Source organism: Enterococcus sp. DIV0703 (assembly GCF_051711065.1).
In the GTDB taxonomy this organism is placed as follows: Bacteria; Bacillota; Bacilli; order Lactobacillales; family Enterococcaceae; genus Enterococcus_B; species Enterococcus_B hirae.
Genome location: NZ_JBIOLX010000001.1, coordinates 2017758 through 2038118 on the forward strand (window position 1 = coordinate 2017758; position 20361 = coordinate 2038118).

Sequence of the window (20361 nt, forward strand, 5' to 3'; positions counted from 1 at the left end):
GCGCTCACCAAGTAAAAACTGCGACGAGTAATCGCAGGAGCAGTAAGGATGAAAATCTCGAAACAGCTTCCCATGTTTTGAGATTTTTTGACTTATCGCCGAAGATCAGCTCTTTGAACACCGTGGATTAGGTCGTGAAAGAAGCGGTTAACTCCGAACGAATAAGCGATGATTTTTTAAAATAGCTTCTCATATTTTAGAAAATTATCGTTTATTGTTGAGGAGTTGCTTCTTGAACGCCGTGGATCAGAGGTTGTGAGAAGAGCGACTTGATCTGAGCGCTCACCAAGTAAAACCTGCGACGAGTAATCACAGGAGCAGTAAGGATGAAAATCTCGAAACAGCTTCCCATGTTTTGAGATTTTTTGACTTATCGCCGAAGATCAGCTCTTTGAACACCGTGAATCAGAGGTTGTGAAAGCATCGGGGAGCTCCGATGACAATAAGAAAGAATTTTTTAAAATAGCTTCTCTTATTTTGAAAAATTCAGGCTTATTTCAAGGAGCTGATGCTTGAACACCGTTTAAGCAAGAGGCTGTGAAAGAAGCGGTTAACTCCGAACGAATAAGCGATGATTTTTTAAAATAGCTTCTCATATTTTAGAAAATTATCGTTTATTGTTGAGGAGTTGCTTCTTGAACGCCGTGGATCAGAGGTCGTGAGAAGAGCGACTTGATCTGAGCGCTCACCAAGTAAAAACTGCGACGAGTAATCGTAGGAGCAGTAAGGATGAAAATCTCGAAACAGCTTCCCATGTTTTGAGATTTTTTGACTTATCACCGAAGATCAGCTCTTTGAACGCCGTTTATCACTTCTACATCTATTAATGAGTCTAAGGGCGACTGTTAGTCCTAGACTCATTTTTTTCTTATCTTCAACCTCACTAATTGTTGTTGACCCATTCATACCAAAGAGCTCTGGTTACCAATAGATTTTACGAATTCTTCTGATCATTCTGGTTCTTTTATAGTGTCTTCACTCTCATGGTGATAAGCATGCTATCAAGTGATTACGCAAATTAGACGTTTACATTATGTATTATTCTAGTAATTATCAAACAAAAAAATATCAAAGCTAGGAAACTTTGCTAGCTTTGATATTCATCACTTATTCCGTTCGATTAACCAAAATCGAGATAGCATCTATTGATTATTTACAAAAAATAGAAATTGCCTATTTTCCATTATCAGTAAATGTATCTTTTAAATCTTCTTTTTTAGCTTTGACATCTTCTTTAGCCATATCTGCCATTGCTTGCGCATCTTTTGCGACTGGTTTTGCTTCAGCAATGCCTTCTTTGACTGTTTGTCCAGCTTCACCTGCAGCATCTTTCGCATTGATCATCATATCTTCAGATGCATCTTTAACTGTTTCATTCATTTGTCCGACTGGCTTTTTAAGCTCATCTGCTGATTTCTTGAAGCGATGAGAAAGATCTTCTGATTGTTCTTTTAATGTTAATAAAATGTCTTCAGACTCATCTTCGACATCATTTGCAGAATGATTGACTTTATTTTTCACGCTACCAGCTAAGTCACCAGCTTGTTGGGATAGATCTTGCGCTTTTTCTTTTGCGATGTCTGTTAATGTCGCTGATTTTTCTTTTGCCATATCCGTGTAGTCTGAAGCCATATCAAGTAAATCATCTGCTTGTGCAGCAAGTTCATCGCGTAGTTCTTTTCCTGACTTTGGTGCTAATAATAATGCTGCGACTGCTGCTGCTGTCCCACCAATAACTGCTCCTAGTAAAAATCCACCTTTTTTTGCCATAATTAAATTCCTCCAGTCTTTTCTGTATGTTTTTTATTTTTGAAAAACTTTAAAGCTGTGCCACCAACTTTTCCAGCCACGGTAGCTTTAGCTGTTGTACGCCCAATCCCACCAACTTTGGTTACGATATTTTTACTTGATGTATTCAATTCTGACACGCTTTCACTTAAATCTGCGATAGCTGTAAATAATGGATCAATCGTTTCTACTTTCCCATTGATGTCTAAAAGCAATTCATTACTTTTGACTAGTAAACCTTCCACCTGCCTTGACAAAAGATCGACATCTTTGGTGACGACTTCAATCGTCGTATTTGCTTCTGCCACTGTTTGATCCACTTTTTCTAATGTTTTTGATAATTGTAACAATACTCTTATGATAAAAACAACGAGGACTGCAAATGCGATGGCCGCAATCAGCCCAGCAATTTCTCCGCCTGTCATACTCGAACTCCCTTCTGATACTCTTTCTATAAGCATAGCATTTTCGCATTTTTTAAACAAATAAAAAATAGCAAAGCTTCAACTACTTTTTTTGGATAAGAGCAGTTGAAGCTTTCATTGCTAAAAAATTTATTTTTTCAGCTCATCTTTTGATTCAATTTTTTTGTTGTCTTTTTTTGGTACCATCGTTTGATCAGCTTCTAATTGTTTCCCTAGCTCTTTGATATATTCTTTTAATGGTTCGCCGACTTCTGGATGAGTCAAGCCGTATTCGATACTGGTTTTCATGAAACCAAACTTGTCACCAACATCATAGCGTTTGCCTGTAAAGTTACGAGCAAATACTCGTTGTGTTTTATTCAATGTATCAATCGCATCTGTCAGTTGGATCTCATTCCCAGCACCTGGTTGTTGTTCTGCCAAAACATCAAAGATTTCAGGAGTTAATAAATAGCGTCCAATAATAGCTAAATTACTTGGTGCTTTACTTGGGTCTGGTTTTTCAACGAAGTTTTTAACATTGAACAATCCTTCTTCTAATTCTTCACCAGGATTAATAATTCCGTATTTAGACGTATCTTTTTGTGGCACTTCCATCACTGCGATTGTTGATGCATGTGTCCGCTCATAGTCATCAATCAATTGTTGTGTCAAAGGTACTTCATCTTCCATGATATCATCACCTAACATCACAACAAAAGGTTCATTACCGATAAAAGCACGGGCTTGTAATACAGCATGTCCTAACCCTTTTGGATGAGATTGACGAATGAAGTGTAGATTTACATCAGTTGTTTCTTCAACCAACTTCAATAATTCTGTTTTCCCTTTTTCACTCAAATTCGTTTCTAACTCGATATTTGAATCAAAATGGTCTTCGATTGGTCGTTTTGCTTTCCCAGTGACGATCAAAATGTCTTCGATCCCTGATTTAAGTGCTTCTTCTACGATAAATTGAATCGTTGGTTTGTCAACGATTGGAAGCATTTCTTTTGCCATCGCTTTTGTTGCAGGTAAAAATCTTGTTCCTAAACCTGCTGCTGGAATAACTGCCTTTTTTACTTTCATTTGTCATCTCTCCTCTAAAAAATTAATCGTGAAAATTCATTTTCTTTTTTTCCATCTCGCAACATGATTTCTCTTGCCGCAATTTGTACATTTTTATTTTCATAAAGTACTTCATAAATTGTTTGAGTGATTGGCATGTCTACACCTACTTGCTGAGCAAGTTCTTTTGCGGCTTTTGTCGTATGGACACCTTCCACAACCATCCCCATATTTTCCAATACTTCTGACAGTTCATGCCCTTTACCTAACAAATTGCCCGCTCGCCAATTTCGCGAATGGATACTAGTACAAGTAACGATCAAATCGCCCACACCACTAAGACCAATAAAAGTCAATGGGTTGGCACCCATGGCAACACCTAAACGACTGATTTCAGCTAAACCTCTAGTCATAATAGCAGCTTTTGCATTATCCCCGAAACCTAATCCGTGGATTGCTCCTGCACCAAGAGCAATAATATTTTTCAATGCAGCCCCCATTTCAACCCCAATCACATCAGGGTTGGTATAAATCCTAAAATAATGATTCATGAATAACTTTTGGACAAAGGAAGCTGTTTTTTGATCTGTGCTAGCAGCTGTGATCGTAGTAATGTCATGATTTGCTACTTCTTCTGCGTGACTCGGACCAGATAAAACAGCAATGGATTGACGTTTGTCACTCGGGATCTCTTCTAAAAGAATTTCTGAGATCCGTTTGTGTGTTTCCTGTTCTAGACCCTTGCTTGCATGGATGATTACAGGCTTGGTATTCAATTTAGTGACCACCTCTTGTGCTACAGAGCGAATGGCTCGTGTCGGAATCACGAATAACAAGGCATCAATATCTTGAACTGCCTGTTCCAACTCACTAAAACCACGGATTGACATTGACAAATGATAGTCGGGTAAATATTTTTGATTGGTGTGTTGTTGGTTGATCTCGTCTATTTGCGATTGACGATGTCCCCATAGGCGAACATCATGTCCATTTTCAGCAAGAACTTGCGCAAGAGCTGTCCCCCATGAGCCAGCTCCTAAGACTGCCACCCTATATTTCATTTTACCACTCCTGCTATTTTTTTCATTTTTTTAGCTCTGTAAATTAGATAATCATTTGATTTTTACCAAAAGTGCGATCGTAATCTGGTAGATTTCCTTTTTTTCTACGCCAGATAAACAGAATAATTGTTACAACGAATAAAAAGGCTGACAACAATTGGGAGATACGAATAACACCTAAGAAGTATAAACTATCTGTCCGTAATCCTTCGATAAAAAAGCGCCCGAAGCTGTACCACATCACATAAACAAGTAAAACTTCTCCTTTTTTCAGTAAATGCTTTTTGTTTCTTAAAAATAGGAGTAGGATAAAGCCAATCAAACTCCAAACGGATTCATATAAAAAGGTAGGTTGACGATAAAAACCTTCAATGTACATATTATCAATTATGAATCTTGGGATATGAAGATTTTCTAAAAAGATTCTCGTCGTGACAGGGCCATAAGCTTCATGATTCATAAAATTTCCCCAACGCCCAATTGCTTGAGCGAGTAGGACACTTGGTGCGGCAATATCTAAAAATGTCCACATGGAAATAAAGTGGTATTTGGTAAAGAAATATAAAGTAATGGCACCTGCGATCAATCCACCATAAATAGCTAACCCGCCAGAACGGATATTGAATATTTGAATAGGATCAGCTATATATTGTGGTAAATCAAATAAAATATAGTACAACCGTGCGCCAATAATTGAAAGTGGCAATCCCCACAACATAAAATCAGTGACATCCTCAGATTTTAAGCCAACTCGTACGGCTTCACGGCTACTTAGCCACATGGCTATAATTATTCCCGATACAATGATCAAAGCATACCAATAAATTGGTATTCCTAAAAGATTGAACGCTACCCGATCGATTTGCGCTATCATGTTTCCACTCCTTGCTATTGTGCCCCTGAATTTTCTTCGATCAGACGACTTAATCTTTCTTCAAACGTTTTTGTTGCATCAAATCCCATCGTTTTTGCTCGGAAATTCATTGCTGCCACTTCGATGATGATGGCCACGTTTCGTCCAGTTTTGACAGGTATTTTGATTTGTGGAATCCCCACTTCTGCAATTTCCACAGAAGTATCTTCAGAACCTAGTCGATCATATTTTTTGTCCTTCGCCCAGGCTTCTAAATAAACGGCTAACTGCACTTGCATTGAACCACGGACAGCACTTGCTCCAAACAAGTTCATGACATCAATGATTCCGATCCCTCTGATCTCTATCAAGTGTTCTAAGATTTTTGGTGGTTCACCAATGACTGTCAGTTCATCTTGTTGATAAACATCTACTCGGTCATCAGCAATTAGGCGATGACCACGTTTGATTAATTCTAATGCGGTTTCACTCTTACCAATTCCGCTATCCCCTTGAATGAGTACACCTAACCCATAAACATCGACTAGCACACCATGAACGCTCGTTCTAGGAGCTAAACGACCATCTAAATAACTAGATAATTCTCCAAGCAAACGGGATGTGGAGATTGGTGAACGTAAGACAGCCATACCGTATTCGTTGGCTGCTTGAATCATTTCTTCAGAAGCTGGAAGCCCCCGAGAAATAATGAATGCTGGCATATCCTCACTGCACAATCTTCTCATGATCATCAGTCTTTCTTCCGGCATCATCCGTTCAGCAAAGCTAATCTCTTTGCTCCCAAATAATTGTAAACGATCATGTGAATAATAATTAAAATAACCGGTCAATTCTAAACCAGGTCTTGAGATGTCACCAGTTACGATAACACGCTCCAAACTCTTTTCATCACCAGTCACTATTTCTAATGATAATTTTTCTACTAATTGGCTTACTTTTACAACTTCTGCCATTCGTGCTACCTCATTTCTATTAGAGTGTTCCTTCCCATTTTATCATTGTCTGACAAAAAGTACTACCAAATAAAAAAAACGTTTTTATTTTAAATTCACTTTTTTTATAAAACAAAGCAAAAAGGTACAACCAGGGAATTTAAGACATTTCCCATGGATGTACCCTTTTAGTCATTATCGATTGTTCACGTTTACCTTCTACTATTGTGTTCACTGACAATCATATTCACCACTGACATGATCACAGCAATCAAAAAAGCTGATCCAAAGGAAGCAAAATTAAAATTAGATGCTCCAACAAAAAAGGAAGTCATCTTCAAGATTGCCGCATTGATGACAAATGTGAACAAGCCCAGTGTCACTAAAGTGAATGGTAGTGATAAAATTGTTAGAATAGGTTTAATGAACATATTCAAGATAGACAATACGAAACTTGCTAAAATAGCTGTCCAAATACTATCTACATAAATCATCGTCGGAAAAATCACTGCCAGAGAGATGAACGTCAACGTATTCACGATGAGGCGCTGAAGATAAGACATTAGAAGTCACTCCATTCGTCATCATTGACCTTTTCCGCCTCTTTACGTTTTTTTGTTTGTTCATGATGATAATTATTATTTTGATAATATTGGTTTTCATGCCCATAACGAGTCTGTTTGTTTCGTCCAGAAGGGATGAGCAAAGCCAATAAAATATATAAGATAACTGGACTTCCAAATGCCACTAAGCTTAGGAATACATAGATCACACGAACTACCGTTGGATCAATTCCAAGATATTCTGCAATCCCAGCTAATGTACCAGTCAAAACAATATTTTTATTTGATTTTGTCAATTTTCTTTTCATTTTACTTTCACCTCTGTTCTATTCATTTTAATGGAAGAAAAAGAGTGTGACAATAGATAAACTGTTCATTCTCACTACACTTTTTCTCCAAAGATTTTTGCTTTTCCTCGTTAAAGGAACGAATGACCAAGTATCATCGTCTAATAGTGAACGTACATCCCACTTATCAATCCTGCTTTCGATTGTTAGAATAAGCTAACTCACCGGTTGATTACTTTATTGATCCGTATCTTTTAAATAAATACTACCAGTCGTAGTCGATAATTGGATTCTAGCTACCTCATTTTCAGAGAGACGACGGAACTGTAGTAATTGATTGGTCCGTTCTTTTTTTTCACGGATTACTTCATAATCAGTCAGGCGGCTGTTGATGCTGCCTAAACTTGTTTTCGCATTACCTTCCATGCCAATTCCTGTTGGTAAAGCTACTTTGACATTGCCATTGACTGAACTTGCTTCAATTTTTTTCAAATGTTCTTCTTTCATTGTCAACCGTACATCCCCATTAACGAGAGAAACGGAAAGATTTTCAGGGGTTGTTCCTACAGTGACCGTACCATTCACTGTTTCGATGATTGAATCTAAGATTGCACCTGATTGAACATCGATATTCCCATTAACGCCTTCAATTTCAAGCATGGTTGCTTGTAATTTTTGAATGACGATATTTCCATTTGTCGATTTGGTGTACACATCTTTACCTTCTAAGTCGTTAATCGTAATATTCCCATTTAACAATTTGATTGCTGTATGGTCATATACTCGTTTTGGTAAATAAAAGACTAGATCCGCACGTACACGTTTATTTGGGATTTGGAATGAGACATGCTCATCATTGACTTCAATTTGACTACGTTCTAAGAATGCCTCGAATGGTTCTGCATTCATTTTACCGTATAATTTGATTTTAGCTTCAACTTTCACGTCTTCACTTTCCCAAGTTTTCAATGTGACATTTCCGTTTGCAGCTTTGATATCAAGAATACTTGCTGCAGGTGCTTCATAATAAAATTCGTGTTCAAATTTTGTCGTTGCGATACCTGGTACACGGAGATTGACATCTTTCCATTCCATGTTTTCATTGACTGTTTCCGATACCGTTTGGAATGTCTTCCGCAAAAACTTGCCTAGCTGAGAACCAGCTTCAGACATTTTTTCTCCAACTTGGTTCAATGTATCGTTGGCTTGTTCTTTCCAGTCATCTGGTAACTCAAATTTATCAGCAATTGTTTCTTTCTTTTCTGTCCATTGGTTTTTGCGAATATCTTTTAATTCTGCTTCTAGTTTCAATTGTTCTTCTGTTAATTGTTCACTCGCAGCTTCTAATTCCTTGATCTCAGATTCAAGAGTCTTTCTTTGGAGAAGCTCATCTTCTGTTAGTTCATCCAATTCTTCTTTGGTATTCAGCTGCATCAATGTTTCCTGTTTGTCATTGCGTGCCGCTTTATTTTGTGCTAACTTTTCATTCACTTCGTCTACATGAGCCGACGTTTGATTGGCTTGTGTTGCTAACTCATCTAAGATACGTTCCAAATTTTCTTGATCTTCTTTTTCATTTTGTTTTGGATCGGCATTAAAATGGATTTCTTCTGATGTGCCATTTTCCAATTCATCGATCAATTGAGTTGCTTGATCTTTTTCTTTATGACTAGCAGTTACTTTATCTGCTTCTTTTGCGATTTGCTTTTCATCTTTCTCAGTTGCCATGCTTTCTAATAAATCTAAGCCCTCTTCAGTGGAAAGGATCCCTTTTTTAACTAAGTCTAAAATACGTTCTCTTTCTTTCATGGAAATTGCCTCCTTAAGCAAATATAGTTTGCAAGCTTTTCCTTACATTCATATTATGCACGGAATGGAAGAAAAAGTCATAGGACTTAAGTTGTAACTTTTTCTCCAACTTGAGTTACTGAACGATTTACTTCCCATTGAACCAGCCAATAATGCTTTAAAAACAATATTTCTTTCCCTTTTTATGGCAAGAAATATTGTTTTCTAATTTTTTATGAATTATGTATGAATATTATAGATATTAAAAAAGCAATTGGATAAATGACCATAAATAGCGTATAACACGAAACAGGATAACTAGTAAAAATATATTTCCGACAATAAAACGTCCCATATTACCAATGCTTTCTTTTAAATTACTAAATGTAAACCGACGCAAAAAACGTGGCATTGAATGATAGCCGTTTCGCTTCAAACGAAACTTTTCTTCATAGGTTAGTTCAAGCATATCATAATAAACAATTTGAAGTGGTTCACGCGGAAAAAAGGACTTGGAGAATCCAACCATCAATGTATACTGTTTATTCCTTGACGGCAAATTACGCATACCAGTTTTGTTAATCCTGACACTCTTGTCTTCAAGATCATTATAGCTATACTCTGCTTCTTGGATCTTAACGATTTTTGCTTCTGGTTGATTTATCTCTAGATATTTTTGATAGACCTCTGGAAATTTTTGTTTTTGCAGATAAAGATAAATACCTCCCCCAGCAATGATTATCATCAGTAAAACATTATAAAGCAAATGTTCCTGAAAGATGCCTGTATAAGCCAGAACAATCACGAGTACGAATGCTAAGATTAGAATTCGCTTCCAATAATAACTTTGATACATTCTTTTGATTGTCCGCTCATAATAAGCAAAATCTTGCTCAACAAATTTCATCTTCTTTCACTCCTTTTCATCTCTATGCTCTTATTATAATTGAACGAGTTGAAAAAACAAAGACTAGTCGCTGAATTTCGATTATACAAATGACAATTAGTCTTGACCTTTTTCTCTCAGAGAAGTCAGCAATATTCACTCTAAGTCTTCAAGTTACAAAAAAACCGAAGAATTCCTAGGATATTTCCTATTTAGGAATTTTTCGGCTTATTTCTCATAACTCACACGTTGATCGTTACTTTCCAATCTTCAAGAGTTAGAAAATTTCGTTATGATTTGAGTTTAATTCGGTGATTTTTCCTGTAGCTAGATACACGATCCATTCACAAATATTCGTTACATAATCGCCAATCCGTTCTAAGTAGCTGGCAACATTTAGATAATCTGTCCCACTGATGACTGTTTCTGGATCAGACTGCATATTTTTGATCGTTGCATTGTAGATGCGATTGAAATAATCATTGACCCGTTGATCCATATTTGCGATCGTTCGAGCATCTTTTTCATCCGTTTTGACGTAAGCAACCAACACATTGTCCACCATTTTTTTGACATAATCAGACATATCAGAGATTTCTTTTTCGATCTCTGGGATTCTGGTTTGACCTTTCACACGGATCGTTGATTTGGCAACTGAAACCGCATGATCTGCCATTCGTTCCAAATCAGAACTAGCTTTCATCACGGTAATAATCATCCGTAAGTCTGTAGTCACTGGTTGTTGCAAAGCAATCATTTCAAAACTTTTTTTCTCTAAACGTGTTTCCATGTCGTTGATTTTAATATCATTTTCGATCACTTCTTGTGCAAGTGCTTTATCATGTTTGATATAAGAACGAACTGATTTGTGCACTGCACTACTTACCATCATCCCCATCTCATAAAATTGATTATGAAGGTTAAGTAGTTCTTCTTCAAACTGTGTACGTAACATTTCGTTTCCTCCTTATCCAAATCGCCCTGAGATATAGTCTTCCGTTTCTTGTTTTTCTGGAGTCATAAAGATTTTTTTCGTATCATTGAACTCAATTAAATTCCCATCTAAGAAAAAGGCTGTTTTATCAGAAATCCGTGAAGCTTGTGACATATTATGCGTAACTATAATCATAGTATATCTTTCCTTTAATTCCAAGAGCATGCTTTCAATTTTCCCAGTAGAAACAGGATCAAGCGCACTAGTTGGCTCATCTAACAAAATAATTTCTGGATTGACGGCTAACACTCTTGCAATGCATACCCGTTGTTGTTGACCACCTGATAAGGATAAGGCACTTTTATGCAGTTTGTCTTTGACATCATCCCACACAGATGCAGCCTTTAAACTTTCTTCGACTACTTGATCAAGGACTTTTTTATCTTTTTCGCCTTTTAGTTTTAACCCATAGATCACATTTTCGTAAATCGAAAAGGGAAAAGGATTTGGTTGTTGGAAGACCATTCCGATTTCTTTACGCAATTCAACAATGTCCGTTTTAGGGCCATAGATATCTTTTCCTTTATACAGGACACTTCCAGTGATCGTCACACTCGGTATCAAATCATTCATTCGATTCAATGAGCGTAGATAAGTTGATTTACCACAGCCAGAAGGACCAATCATCGCTGTGATTTCGCCTTGATTGAAGCTTAGATCGATTCCTTTTAACGCTTCTTTTTTTCCATAATATAAGTGAAGATCTTTTGATGAGATAATTTCTTTTGTCATAACGAATCCTCCGTCTTACCCAAAATGACCCGATACATAATCTTCGGTCGCTTTAATTTTTGGTCTAGTAAATATCTTATTCGTTTTATCGTATTCGATCGCTTTTCCTAAGTAGAAAAAGGCAGTGTAGTCACTGATACGAGCTGCTTGTTGCATGTTATGGGTCACTATGATGATCGTGTAATCATCTTTTAGATTCACTAATGTTTCTTCCACTGTCCCAGTAGAAATCGGATCAAGTGCGCTGGCTGGTTCATCTAATAACAAGATATCCGGTTTCATCGCAATCGCACGTGCAATACATAAACGTTGTTGTTGACCACCTGACAAGGCTAAAGCACTTTTATCCAGGCTATCTTTTACTTGATCCCATAATGCTGCTTGTTTCAAGCTGGTCTCAACGATCTCATCTAATTTCTTCTTGTTCTTTTCGCCATGTTGCTTCAATGCAAACGTGATATTTTCATAGATTGATTTACTAAATGGATTTGGTCGTTGGAAAACCATTCCGATTCGCTTACGCATTTCATAGACATCAATTTGTGGCGCATTGATATCGACATCTTTGTACATGATTTTACCAGTCACCTTAGTATTTGCGATCCCATCATTCATCCGATTCAACGAACGTAAATAAGTTGACTTACCACAGCCAGAAGGACCGATTAAAGCTGTGATCTTATTCTTTTCAAATTCCAGATCAACACCTTTGATTGCTTCGTTGTCACCGTACCAAACATGAAGATCATCTGTATAAAGGGCAATTTCTTTTTCTTGACCCATTGTGATGATATTTCTTTCATTCCAATTATATTCTTTCATCTTACTTCTTCTCCTTAAGCTGAAGTCATTTTCCGGTATAAACGTTTACCAATCGCACGAGCACCAAAATTGAATAGTAATACTGCGATAATTAAGACCGCTGATGCTCCAGCAGATACTGATACACCATCTGGCATCGTTCCTTCCGTATTGATTTTCCAAATATGAACAGCTAGTGTTTCAGCTTGACGGAAAATACTGATTGGACTAGAGACACTCAATGGATTCCAGTTTGAGAAATCAAGTGCAGGCGCGCTTTGCCCAGCTGTATAGATCAAAGCTGCTGCTTCCCCAAAAATTCTCCCTGAGCTTAAAATGACTCCTGTTAAAATCCCTGGAGTTGCCTCAGGTACAACTACACGAATCACTGTTTCCCAACGTGACAAACCTAATGCAAGCCCTGCCTCACGCTGTGTGTAATGCACCGCTTGTAAAGATTCTTCTACCGTTCTCGTCAATAGAGGTAAGTTAAAAACTGTTAAAGCTAGTGCCCCAGAGATAATGGAGAAGCCATACTGGAATTGGATAACAAAAACTAAAAAGCCAAACAAACCAACAACTACAGATGGTAATGAGCTTAATATTTCAATTGAAGTACGGATAACACCCGTCAACCAGTTTTTACCAGCATATTCAGAAAGGTAAATACCGGCTCCTAAAGAAAGCGGAAAACTAATGATCATCGTGATCAATAATAAATAAATCGAGTTAAATAATTGGATACCGATTCCGCCACCTACTTGATAGGCTTTTGATGGTTCAGTTAAAAATGACCAAGAGATATGAGGAATTCCTCGAACTAAAATATATAAAAGTAACGCAGCTAAGATCAATACAATAATTCCCGATATTGCATAAAGGACTCCTGTTGCGATTTTATCAGAGCGTTTTGCGTTCATTATTTCAATGCCCCTTTCTTACCAATCATTCGGATCACGATATTAAAGATTAATGACATCAATAGCAAGATCAAAGCTAATGACCATAACACGTTGTTTTCAATTGTTCCCATGATCGTATTTCCGATCCCCATTGTTAAAATCGACGTCAATGTTGAAGCAGGAGTTGTTAATCCTGTTGGCATCAAGGCAGCATTCCCGATGACCATTTGGATCGCTAATGCTTCACCAAATGCACGTGCCATACCAAATACAACGGCTGTCAAGATTCCCGGTACAGCAGCTCGTAAAACGACTTTATAGATCGTTTGCCAACGTGTAGCTCCTAAAGCTAATGATGCTTCACGATAATGACGCGGCACAGCTTTTAAGGCATCGACTGTCATAGTCGTCACAGTTGGTAAGATCATGACAAACAAAACAAATGTCCCAGCTAAAATACCAAAACCAGTTCCGCCAAAAATGTTTCGGATAAATGGTACGATGACTGATAATCCAATAAAACCATAAACAACAGATGGAATGCCAACTAATAGTTCAATGACTGGTTGCAAGATTTTTGTGCCATTTTTTGGAGATATCTCTGTCATGAAGACCGCTGCACCGATGGCAAAAGGTGTCGCGATGATCGCAGATAAAAAAGTAACGATAAACGAACCAGCGATCATTGGTAATGCCCCGACCATCGGTTTACCATCTGCACCAATTTGTCCAGGATTCCAATTCGTTCCAAACAAGAAATCAAATACGTTGATCTTATCAACGAAAAAGGTCGCTAATCCTTTACTTGCAACAAAATAAAAAATGGCTACTACTACTAGAACGATCAAGGCGATACATAAGAAGCTGATGAATTTACCACGCTGCTCCATTTTTGAACGTTTTGATTTTGTTAATAATACTTTTTTCACATCTTCCACAGATGATTCCCCCCCAGTAAGGTTTAACATACTTATACAGTGTACAAAGCGAACATCAATTTGAGTTTAATAACATGTAAAATTTATGCGAAGTTTGTAAAGATTGTGTAAAGATGATTATTTTACAATATTTCCTTCCCAATCACGTTCTACTTGCATACGTGAAACCGGAATATAACCTAATTCACCTACGATATTATTTTGAACTTCTTCTGATAGCATGTAGTTTAAAAACTCTTTCGTTAACTGTTTTGGTTGATTTTTTGTATACATATGTTCATAAGCCCAAATGATCCATTTATTGGTCGTAACGTTGTCATCGGTTGGCTCTACACCATCAATACTCAAAGTAGCCACATCGTTGGTTACATATGAGAAAGCGACATAACTAATTGCTCCTGGAGTATCTGCAACGATTTGTCGCACCATTCCGCTTGAATCTTGTTCTTGCGCACGAATCGCCGTTTCTCCATCAAGGACCCATTTTTCAAAAGTACTACGTGTCCCACTTCCTGATGCACGATTTAAAATAACCACTGGTTGGTCTTTCCCGCCAAGTTCTTTCCAGTTGGTGATTTCACCCGTAAATAACTTCCGTAAGTTTTCCATTGAGATGTCTTTAACGCCCACTTCCTTGTTAACGATCGGTGTGATCCCAACTACAGCCACTCGATGATCAACTAAAGCAGATGCATCGATTCCAGATTTTTCCTCCGCAAATAAATCAGAATTCCCGATATCTACTGCTCCAGATTGGACTTGAGATAATCCAGTTCCACTTCCTCCACCTTGGACATTGATGAATTTCCCAGGGTTTGCAGCCTGAAAAGATTCAGCGACTGTTTCAACTAATGGTTGCAATGCGGAAGACCCGACAGCTGTAATGGATTCTCCTCGATCGATCCATTTTGAACAACCTGATAAAAGAATAGTTAATCCTATTATTGGTAAAAGTAATTTTAATTTTTTCATTTAGAAATCTCCTTCAGTCCTAAAGTAAGTTCATTTTAACATTTAACAAAATACTTGAAAACGAATTAAAATTATAAAATAACAAAAATAATGATTATTAATAAAAAAACACTATCTCATTAGGTTATTCTATGCTATACTGGCTTTGAAATGTGTCTCTTTATCAAACATTATCTAACTTATTTCTTGCTTTCCCCAAAAACAAGAAGTACCCCAAAGTTAGTTTTGTTCCTGTGAGACGCTTTCTCCATTTCTGACAGTTTACAGAAATGGCCCCGACAGAAAAAGGACATGAGCTGACGTCTTAGACGCCTCCCTCATGTCCTTTTTGATTAGCTGGAAGTAGCAATTATAATAATGGCGAGATCAATCGTGCCAAACCTTCTTTTAATTTGATGATAAATCCTCGATTTTCATAGCGTTCTTTGGTTAACAGTTGTGACTTTCTTGAATCAGCAAAGAAAGCTTTTCTTACGTGAGTCGCCATTCCTTCATCATAGATCAACGCATTCACTTCAAAGTCTAATTTGAATGAACGGACATCAATATTTGCTGAACCAATTGAAACTATTCCACTGTCAATGATCATGGTCTTAGCATGGATAAACCCATTTTCATAGGTTTTGATCACTGCACCATATTCGATTAGTTCTGCTGCAAAAGAATAAGTTGCCCAATAGACTAACGGATGATCAGGTTTATTGGGAATCTGAATCTGAACTTTGACACCAGAAAGCAAGGCTAATTTCAATGCTTCATGAATGGATTCATCTGGGATATAGTAAGGCGTTTGAATCAATATTTCTTTTTTTGCTAATGAAATCATTTTTAAATAAGTCAATTTGATTTGTTCATGCTCAGAATCTGGGCCACTTGTGACGATTTGAAGTGCTAAAGTGCCTACAGAATCAATTTTTGGGAAAAATTTTGGTGCATAGCTGACTTCTTTCACGTGCTGCGAGTTCCAATCCATCAAAAAACGATTTTGTAGCGTATAAACTGCTTCCCCATAGATTCGCAAATGATTGTCTCGCCAATAACCAAACTTTGAAACTTCTCCTAAATATTCGTTTCCTACATTGAATCCACCAGTATAACCAATTTTCCCATCAATGACAACGATTTTACGATGGTTTCGATAATTGATTCGTGGATTGATATAAGGGACAAATAGTGGAAAGAAAAAAGCGACTTCACCACCAGCTACCTGTAATTCGTGGAAAAATTTTGCATTTACTTGGGTAGACCCCCAAGCATCTAATAATACTCGGACTTTGACCCCTCTTTGAGCTGCTTCAGTCAGCGCGTCACGCACTTCCTTACCCAGAGCATCGCCCCGATAAATATAATATTGTAGATGGATATGATCTTTTGCCTGCTTAATGTCTTCAATCAATGCATCAAATTTTTCTCGTCCATCCGTAAATAAAGTCACTTCATTTCCAGTTGTGTACAATGTACTTTCAAACACTGTCAGCATATAGATTAGTTGCTTGACATCAACTTGTCCTGTTGGTGGATGCGGATAAAGTCCTCGCATCAAGGCTTGTTTGTCTTCTTCAATTTCCAAGTTCTTCCCGATTTTCCCTTGAATCTTCAAATCAAAGATCTTGTCTTGTGAAATACCTCTGCCAAAAAAGATATATAAAAGAAAACCGACAATCGGAATAAACATTAATACTAACAACCATGCCCATGTCTGAGCGGTTTCTTTTCGTTCACGAAAAACAATGACAATTGATAATAAGATATTCGCAATTAAGATGATCGTAAAAAAATTATCAACAACTACTCTCATGGCTCACCTCTTCACTTTTACACCTACTTAAGAATAGCCGAGATGTTTTTTAAAGTAAAGTGAAAGTATCAGACAGATAATGATCTCAATGAATTAAAATACCTACTGCTGAACCAATATGACCCCCTATTGATCATTACTTGATATTATTTTTTTATTTTATATTATGAGACAAAAAATGATAGCGTTTTACAAAGAGATTGAGACAAAAGTGTTTAGCATCAAGAAATAAGAAGGAATTTCCGAAAATTGACAAGAAACACAAAAACTAGTTTTTGATGTTGATTGTTACCTACTTGGTGCTTCTCAAATTTTTGGTAAATTTCGGCAAATTTTCCGAAGATGCTGCTTTTGTCTCACCATGAATCAGAGGTCGTGAAAACATCGGGCAGCTCTGATGACAATAAGAAAGAATTTTTTGAAACAGCTTCTCATGTTTTGAAAAATTCAGGCTTATTTCAAGGAGCTGATGTTTGAACACCGTTTAGCAAGAGGTCGTGAAAGAAGCGTTTAGCTCCGAGCAAATAAGAGAGGATTTTTTAAAATAGCTCCTCATATTTTAGAAAATCATCGCTTATTGTTGAGGAGTTGCTTCTTGAACGCCGTTTATTCGTTTTTAGAGATACTAGAAGAGACTGAGACGAGTTTTGTCCCAATCTCAACTAAAAAAGCAGACAGAAAAATGAATTTCTGTCTGCTGATTCATTGAATCATCCATTTAAACTTTAAAGTTGTTGGATCTTCTTGAAACAACTCGTCCCATCCTTTCATATGGTGAAACGATGGAAATGAATTAAAACTTCAAGAATCTTCTCATCGAAATAATTGATCCTAATGAACCGATAATGATTCCGATCCCAGCCATCAAAGCGTTGATTTTCCACACGATATCCTGTGGTTGGATCAAGGAATAGTGGGAGCGCAATAATGAAGGGTTAAGCATTCGGAATACTTCTTGGTACCCAAATGTAATCAGCAATACCGGAATAATTGCACCGATCAAACCAATCCAGCCACCTTCTAAAAAGAATGGCCAACGAATGTAGCCGTTTTTGGCACCAACTAATCGCATGATTTGAATTTCTTTTTGGCGAGATAAGATCGTGATTCTGATTGTATTTGAAATCAAAAACATTGCAATAAACAATAATAATGCTGCTGCAGCTAAGCCCCATGTTCGAACAGTTCCTGCAAGCTTAAGAATTTTATCTGAAGACGTTCCACCGTAATCCGCGCGAGAAACATTCGCTAATTTTCCGGCTTCTTGAGATACTTGTTTCGTATAAGAAGGTTCTGACGTTTGAACGACATAAACATCATATAACGGGTTGTTATCTCCTTCAAATAAACTCCATGAATTCCCCATAGCATCCTGGATCTTTTTCAACTCTTGGTCTTTACTTGAGAATTTGACACTTTTGACGTGATCAATCTCTTTTAATTGTTTTTCAAGAGTCTTCATATCTTTTTCATTCGTGCCAATATCAACGAAAACAGAAACATCTACGTTGCCTTCGATATCTTCGGCTAGTTTCGTTGCATTCATGATCACAGCCATGAACACCCCAACTAATGTTAATGTGATCGTCACGGCACTCACTGAAGCGACAGTCATCCAGCCGTTACGCTTTAAACTCTTGATACTCTCTAATAAATGTCGGAAAAAGGTTCTAATCATCGTATCCATATTCCCCTTCCGCTTGGTCACGTATGATTCGTCCATTTTCGATGGCGATCACTCGATGACGAATTGTATTCACGATCGTACTGTTATGGGTTGCCATAACGACCGTTGTCCCTTGAGCATTGATTCGGTCCAATAACTTCATGATCTCCCAAGAATTCTCCGGATCTAGATTTCCTGTAGGTTCGTCAGCAATCAATACTTTCGGCGTATTTACGATTGCACGGGCAATCGATACCCGTTGCTGTTCCCCACCAGATAGCTCACTTGGAAAAACACGCACTTTATGTTTCAATCCAACAAGATCTAACACTTCCATCACACGTTTTTTGATATCTCGTGGTTTTCTACCGATTACTTGCATCGCATAAGCGACATTTTCGTAAACTGTTTTTCTCGGCAATAGTTTGTAGTCTTGGAAAACTACCCCGATTTCTCTGCGTAAGTAAGGAACATCTTTGTTTTTGATTGCCATTAAATCATGACCAGCAACATTTAAGGTTCCTTTTGACGCTTTTTCTTCTCGATACATCAATTTGATGAATGTAGATTTCCCAGCCCCTGATGGACCAACTACATAAACGAACTCTCCTTGATCGATAACAACCGATAAATTTCGGATTGCAGTCGTACCATTTGAGTACTTTTTCATGACATCCTTCATTTCAATCATGGCGTTCTCTCCATATCTTTTCTCAGTCTCTCACCATTATAGCATGGTAATGTTTCATCTTGCTTTCAAAATCTTACAATTTTATTTCAATTAAAGTCAACTATTTAGAGGTGCATTTTTAAATATCCGTCAATAAATAAGTCTAAATCGCCATCCATTACAGCTTGAACATTACCAGTTTCTACGTTTGTCCGGTGATCTTTTACCATTGAATATGGATGGAAGACATAGGAACGAATTTGTGAACCCCAACCAATTTCTTTTTGCTCCCCACGCAATGCTGCAGCTTCTTGTTCTTTCTTTTCAACCTCAAGTTGATACAATTTCGCTTTCAACATGCTCATTGCTTGTTCTCGGTTTTTTAATTGTGAACGCTGCGCTTGACTAGCTACGACCGTTCCTGTTGGAAGATGAGTGATCCGAACGGCAGACTCTGTTTTATTGATATGTTGTCCTCCGGCACCGCTTGCTCGGTACGTATCGATCTTCAAGTCATCTGGGTTGATCGCAACATCAATCGTTTCATCTAGTTCTGGCATCACATCGACCGAACAAAACGAAGTGTGGCGCCGTTTGGCTGAATCAAATGGGGAGATCCGAACAAGACGGTGGACACCTTTTTCCGATTTTAAATAGCCATATGCATTATGCCCTTTGATCAGTAAAGTCACACTTTTTATTCCTGCTTCATCCCCTGCTTGGTAATCCAATGTTTCCACTTGGTAGCCATGTTGTTCTGCCCAACGTGTATACATGCGTAACAACATACTTCCCCAGTCTTGGGATTCTGTACCCCCTGCTCCAGGATGAAGTTCGACGATTGCATGGTTGCGATCATATGGACCATCTAAAAGCATGGCTAATTCATAAGTCTTCATTTTTTCGTCTAATAGTTGGATTCTGTCTTCAGCTTCTTGTTGCATTTGTGCATCTGGTTCCTCTTGCAACATTTCTACCATTAGGGCTAACTCTTCTAATTCTTCAGCTAACGCATTGAATTGATCATACGTTTCTTTATTTGTGTTGTTTTCATTGATCACTTTTTGTGCTGCTTCGCTATCATCCCAAAAACCAGGCTCTGCCATTTTGGCTTCAGCTTCAGCGATGTCTTCTTCCAACCGATCTAAGTCAAAGAGACCTCCTGAAACTTGTGACCTTTTCTTCCATCTCAGCTAATAAGTTACGGATTTCTGAAATCTCCATAAACTTCCCTCTT

General features: G+C 37.6%; 20 protein-coding genes. All 20 read right to left on the reverse strand.

What is annotated here, in order from left to right:
* Window positions 1-1173: 1173 nt before the first annotated feature.
* The gene (locus tag IGK81_RS09195) at window positions 1174-1770 is read right to left on the reverse strand and encodes a YtxH domain-containing protein (RefSeq protein WP_034699167.1); all 597 of its coding nucleotides are present in this window, start codon (window positions 1768-1770) and stop codon (window positions 1174-1176) included.
* Window positions 1771-1772: 2 nt separating this feature from the next.
* On the reverse strand, window positions 1773-2213 hold the full coding sequence (locus IGK81_RS09200; RefSeq protein ID WP_010718552.1) for a DUF948 domain-containing protein: 441 nt from the start codon (window positions 2211-2213) through the stop codon (window positions 1773-1775).
* A gap of 129 nt (window positions 2214-2342) precedes the next feature.
* Window positions 2343-3281, reverse strand: coding sequence for a UTP--glucose-1-phosphate uridylyltransferase GalU (gene galU, locus IGK81_RS09205; protein ID WP_010718553.1), 939 nt, complete (start codon window positions 3279-3281; stop codon window positions 2343-2345).
* A 14-nt stretch (window positions 3282-3295) separates the two neighbouring features.
* Window positions 3296-4321, reverse strand: coding sequence for an NAD(P)H-dependent glycerol-3-phosphate dehydrogenase (locus IGK81_RS09210; RefSeq protein WP_010737967.1), 1026 nt, complete (start codon window positions 4319-4321; stop codon window positions 3296-3298).
* A gap of 43 nt (window positions 4322-4364) precedes the next feature.
* Entirely contained in the window at window positions 4365-5195 is an 831-nt protein-coding gene (gene lgt / locus IGK81_RS09215) for a prolipoprotein diacylglyceryl transferase (RefSeq protein ID WP_412003919.1), read from the reverse strand.
* A gap of 14 nt (window positions 5196-5209) precedes the next feature.
* The gene (hprK, locus tag IGK81_RS09220) at window positions 5210-6148 is read right to left on the reverse strand and encodes an HPr(Ser) kinase/phosphatase (protein WP_010718556.1); all 939 of its coding nucleotides are present in this window, start codon (window positions 6146-6148) and stop codon (window positions 5210-5212) included.
* Between the two features lie 191 nt (window positions 6149-6339).
* Window positions 6340-6690: a phage holin family protein gene (locus IGK81_RS09225; RefSeq protein WP_010737969.1), complete on the reverse strand. Its 351-nt coding sequence runs from the start codon at window positions 6688-6690 to the stop codon at window positions 6340-6342.
* On the reverse strand, window positions 6690-6998 hold the full coding sequence (locus tag IGK81_RS09230) for a PspC domain-containing protein (protein ID WP_010718558.1): 309 nt from the start codon (window positions 6996-6998) through the stop codon (window positions 6690-6692). Before IGK81_RS09230 ends, IGK81_RS09225 begins: the two co-directional genes overlap by 1 nt.
* A gap of 216 nt (window positions 6999-7214) precedes the next feature.
* Window positions 7215-8786: a daptomycin-sensing surface protein LiaX gene (gene liaX / locus IGK81_RS09235; RefSeq protein ID WP_412003920.1), complete on the reverse strand. Its 1572-nt coding sequence runs from the start codon at window positions 8784-8786 to the stop codon at window positions 7215-7217.
* A 241-nt stretch (window positions 8787-9027) separates the two neighbouring features.
* Window positions 9028-9672: a hypothetical protein gene (locus IGK81_RS09240; protein ID WP_034699165.1), complete on the reverse strand. Its 645-nt coding sequence runs from the start codon at window positions 9670-9672 to the stop codon at window positions 9028-9030.
* Between the two features lie 256 nt (window positions 9673-9928).
* Window positions 9929-10606, reverse strand: coding sequence for a phosphate signaling complex protein PhoU (gene phoU, locus IGK81_RS09245; protein ID WP_010718561.1), 678 nt, complete (start codon window positions 10604-10606; stop codon window positions 9929-9931).
* 12 nt (window positions 10607-10618) lie between these two features.
* Complete coding sequence (gene pstB / locus IGK81_RS09250) at window positions 10619-11377, reverse strand: phosphate ABC transporter ATP-binding protein PstB (RefSeq protein ID WP_010718562.1); 759 nt, start codon at window positions 11375-11377, stop codon at window positions 10619-10621.
* A 15-nt stretch (window positions 11378-11392) separates the two neighbouring features.
* Entirely contained in the window at window positions 11393-12199 is an 807-nt protein-coding gene (gene pstB, locus IGK81_RS09255; RefSeq protein WP_010718563.1) for a phosphate ABC transporter ATP-binding protein PstB, read from the reverse strand.
* Between the two features lie 14 nt (window positions 12200-12213).
* Window positions 12214-13098 (reverse strand): phosphate ABC transporter permease PstA, encoded by an 885-nt coding sequence (gene pstA, locus IGK81_RS09260; RefSeq protein WP_034699163.1) that lies wholly within the window; start codon window positions 13096-13098, stop codon window positions 12214-12216.
* Window positions 13098-14018 carry a phosphate ABC transporter permease subunit PstC gene (gene pstC / locus IGK81_RS09265; RefSeq protein WP_010718565.1) on the reverse strand — a complete coding sequence of 307 codons (921 nt, stop codon included), beginning with the start codon at window positions 14016-14018 and terminating at the stop codon, window positions 13098-13100. Before pstC ends, pstA begins: the two co-directional genes overlap by 1 nt.
* A 117-nt stretch (window positions 14019-14135) precedes the next feature.
* The gene (locus tag IGK81_RS09270; protein WP_010718566.1) at window positions 14136-14990 is read right to left on the reverse strand and encodes a phosphate ABC transporter substrate-binding protein PstS; all 855 of its coding nucleotides are present in this window, start codon (window positions 14988-14990) and stop codon (window positions 14136-14138) included.
* 349 nt (window positions 14991-15339) lie between these two features.
* On the reverse strand, window positions 15340-16788 hold the full coding sequence (gene cls / locus IGK81_RS09275) for a cardiolipin synthase (protein ID WP_034699161.1): 1449 nt from the start codon (window positions 16786-16788) through the stop codon (window positions 15340-15342).
* 793 nt (window positions 16789-17581) lie between these two features.
* Entirely contained in the window at window positions 17582-18466 is an 885-nt protein-coding gene (gene ftsX / locus IGK81_RS09280; protein WP_278250225.1) for a permease-like cell division protein FtsX, read from the reverse strand.
* Window positions 18459-19145 carry a cell division ATP-binding protein FtsE gene (gene ftsE / locus IGK81_RS09285; protein ID WP_010718569.1) on the reverse strand — a complete coding sequence of 229 codons (687 nt, stop codon included), beginning with the start codon at window positions 19143-19145 and terminating at the stop codon, window positions 18459-18461. The genes ftsX and ftsE overlap by 8 nt, the downstream gene beginning before the upstream one ends.
* Window positions 19146-19249: 104 nt before the next feature.
* A protein-coding gene (gene prfB, locus IGK81_RS09290) for a peptide chain release factor 2 (protein WP_178243920.1) occupies window positions 19250-20348 on the reverse strand; the annotation gives its coding sequence in 2 pieces (ribosomal slippage) (window positions 19250-20275 and window positions 20277-20348; 1098 coding nt in all).
* Window positions 20349-20361 lie beyond the last annotated feature (13 nt).

Bases quoted from the DNA above. Each gene is read 5' to 3' on its own strand.
- IGK81_RS09195 (WP_034699167.1), bottom strand. From the start codon at position 1,770: ATGGCAAAAAAAGGTGGATTTTTACTAGGAGCAGTTATTGGTGGGACA.
- pstB (WP_010718562.1), bottom strand. From the start codon at position 11,377: ATGACAAAAGAAATTATCTCATCAAAAGATCTTCACTTATATTATGGA.
- ftsX (WP_278250225.1), bottom strand. From the start codon at position 18,466: ATGATTAGAACCTTTTTCCGACATTTATTAGAGAGTATCAAGAGTTTA.
- IGK81_RS09200 (WP_010718552.1), bottom strand. From the start codon at position 2,213: ATGACAGGCGGAGAAATTGCTGGGCTGATTGCGGCCATCGCATTTGCA.
- lgt (WP_412003919.1), bottom strand. From the start codon at position 5,195: ATGATAGCGCAAATCGATCGGGTAGCGTTCAATCTTTTAGGAATACCA.
- hprK (WP_010718556.1), bottom strand. From the start codon at position 6,148: ATGGCAGAAGTTGTAAAAGTAAGCCAATTAGTAGAAAAATTATCATTA.
- galU (WP_010718553.1), bottom strand. From the start codon at position 3,281: ATGAAAGTAAAAAAGGCAGTTATTCCAGCAGCAGGTTTAGGAACAAGA.
- pstA (WP_034699163.1), bottom strand. From the start codon at position 13,098: ATGAACGCAAAACGCTCTGATAAAATCGCAACAGGAGTCCTTTATGCA.
- IGK81_RS09210 (WP_010737967.1), bottom strand. From the start codon at position 4,321: ATGAAATATAGGGTGGCAGTCTTAGGAGCTGGCTCATGGGGGACAGCT.
- pstB (WP_010718563.1), bottom strand. From the start codon at position 12,199: ATGAAAGAATATAATTGGAATGAAAGAAATATCATCACAATGGGTCAA.
- liaX (WP_412003920.1), bottom strand. From the start codon at position 8,786: ATGAAAGAAAGAGAACGTATTTTAGACTTAGTTAAAAAAGGGATCCTT.
- phoU (WP_010718561.1), bottom strand. From the start codon at position 10,606: ATGTTACGTACACAGTTTGAAGAAGAACTACTTAACCTTCATAATCAA.
- IGK81_RS09225 (WP_010737969.1), bottom strand. From the start codon at position 6,690: ATGTCTTATCTTCAGCGCCTCATCGTGAATACGTTGACGTTCATCTCT.
- ftsE (WP_010718569.1), bottom strand. From the start codon at position 19,145: ATGATTGAAATGAAGGATGTCATGAAAAAGTACTCAAATGGTACGACT.
- IGK81_RS09270 (WP_010718566.1), bottom strand. From the start codon at position 14,990: ATGAAAAAATTAAAATTACTTTTACCAATAATAGGATTAACTATTCTT.
- IGK81_RS09240 (WP_034699165.1), bottom strand. From the start codon at position 9,672: ATGAAATTTGTTGAGCAAGATTTTGCTTATTATGAGCGGACAATCAAA.
- IGK81_RS09230 (WP_010718558.1), bottom strand. From the start codon at position 6,998: ATGAAAAGAAAATTGACAAAATCAAATAAAAATATTGTTTTGACTGGT.
- cls (WP_034699161.1), bottom strand. From the start codon at position 16,788: ATGAGAGTAGTTGTTGATAATTTTTTTACGATCATCTTAATTGCGAAT.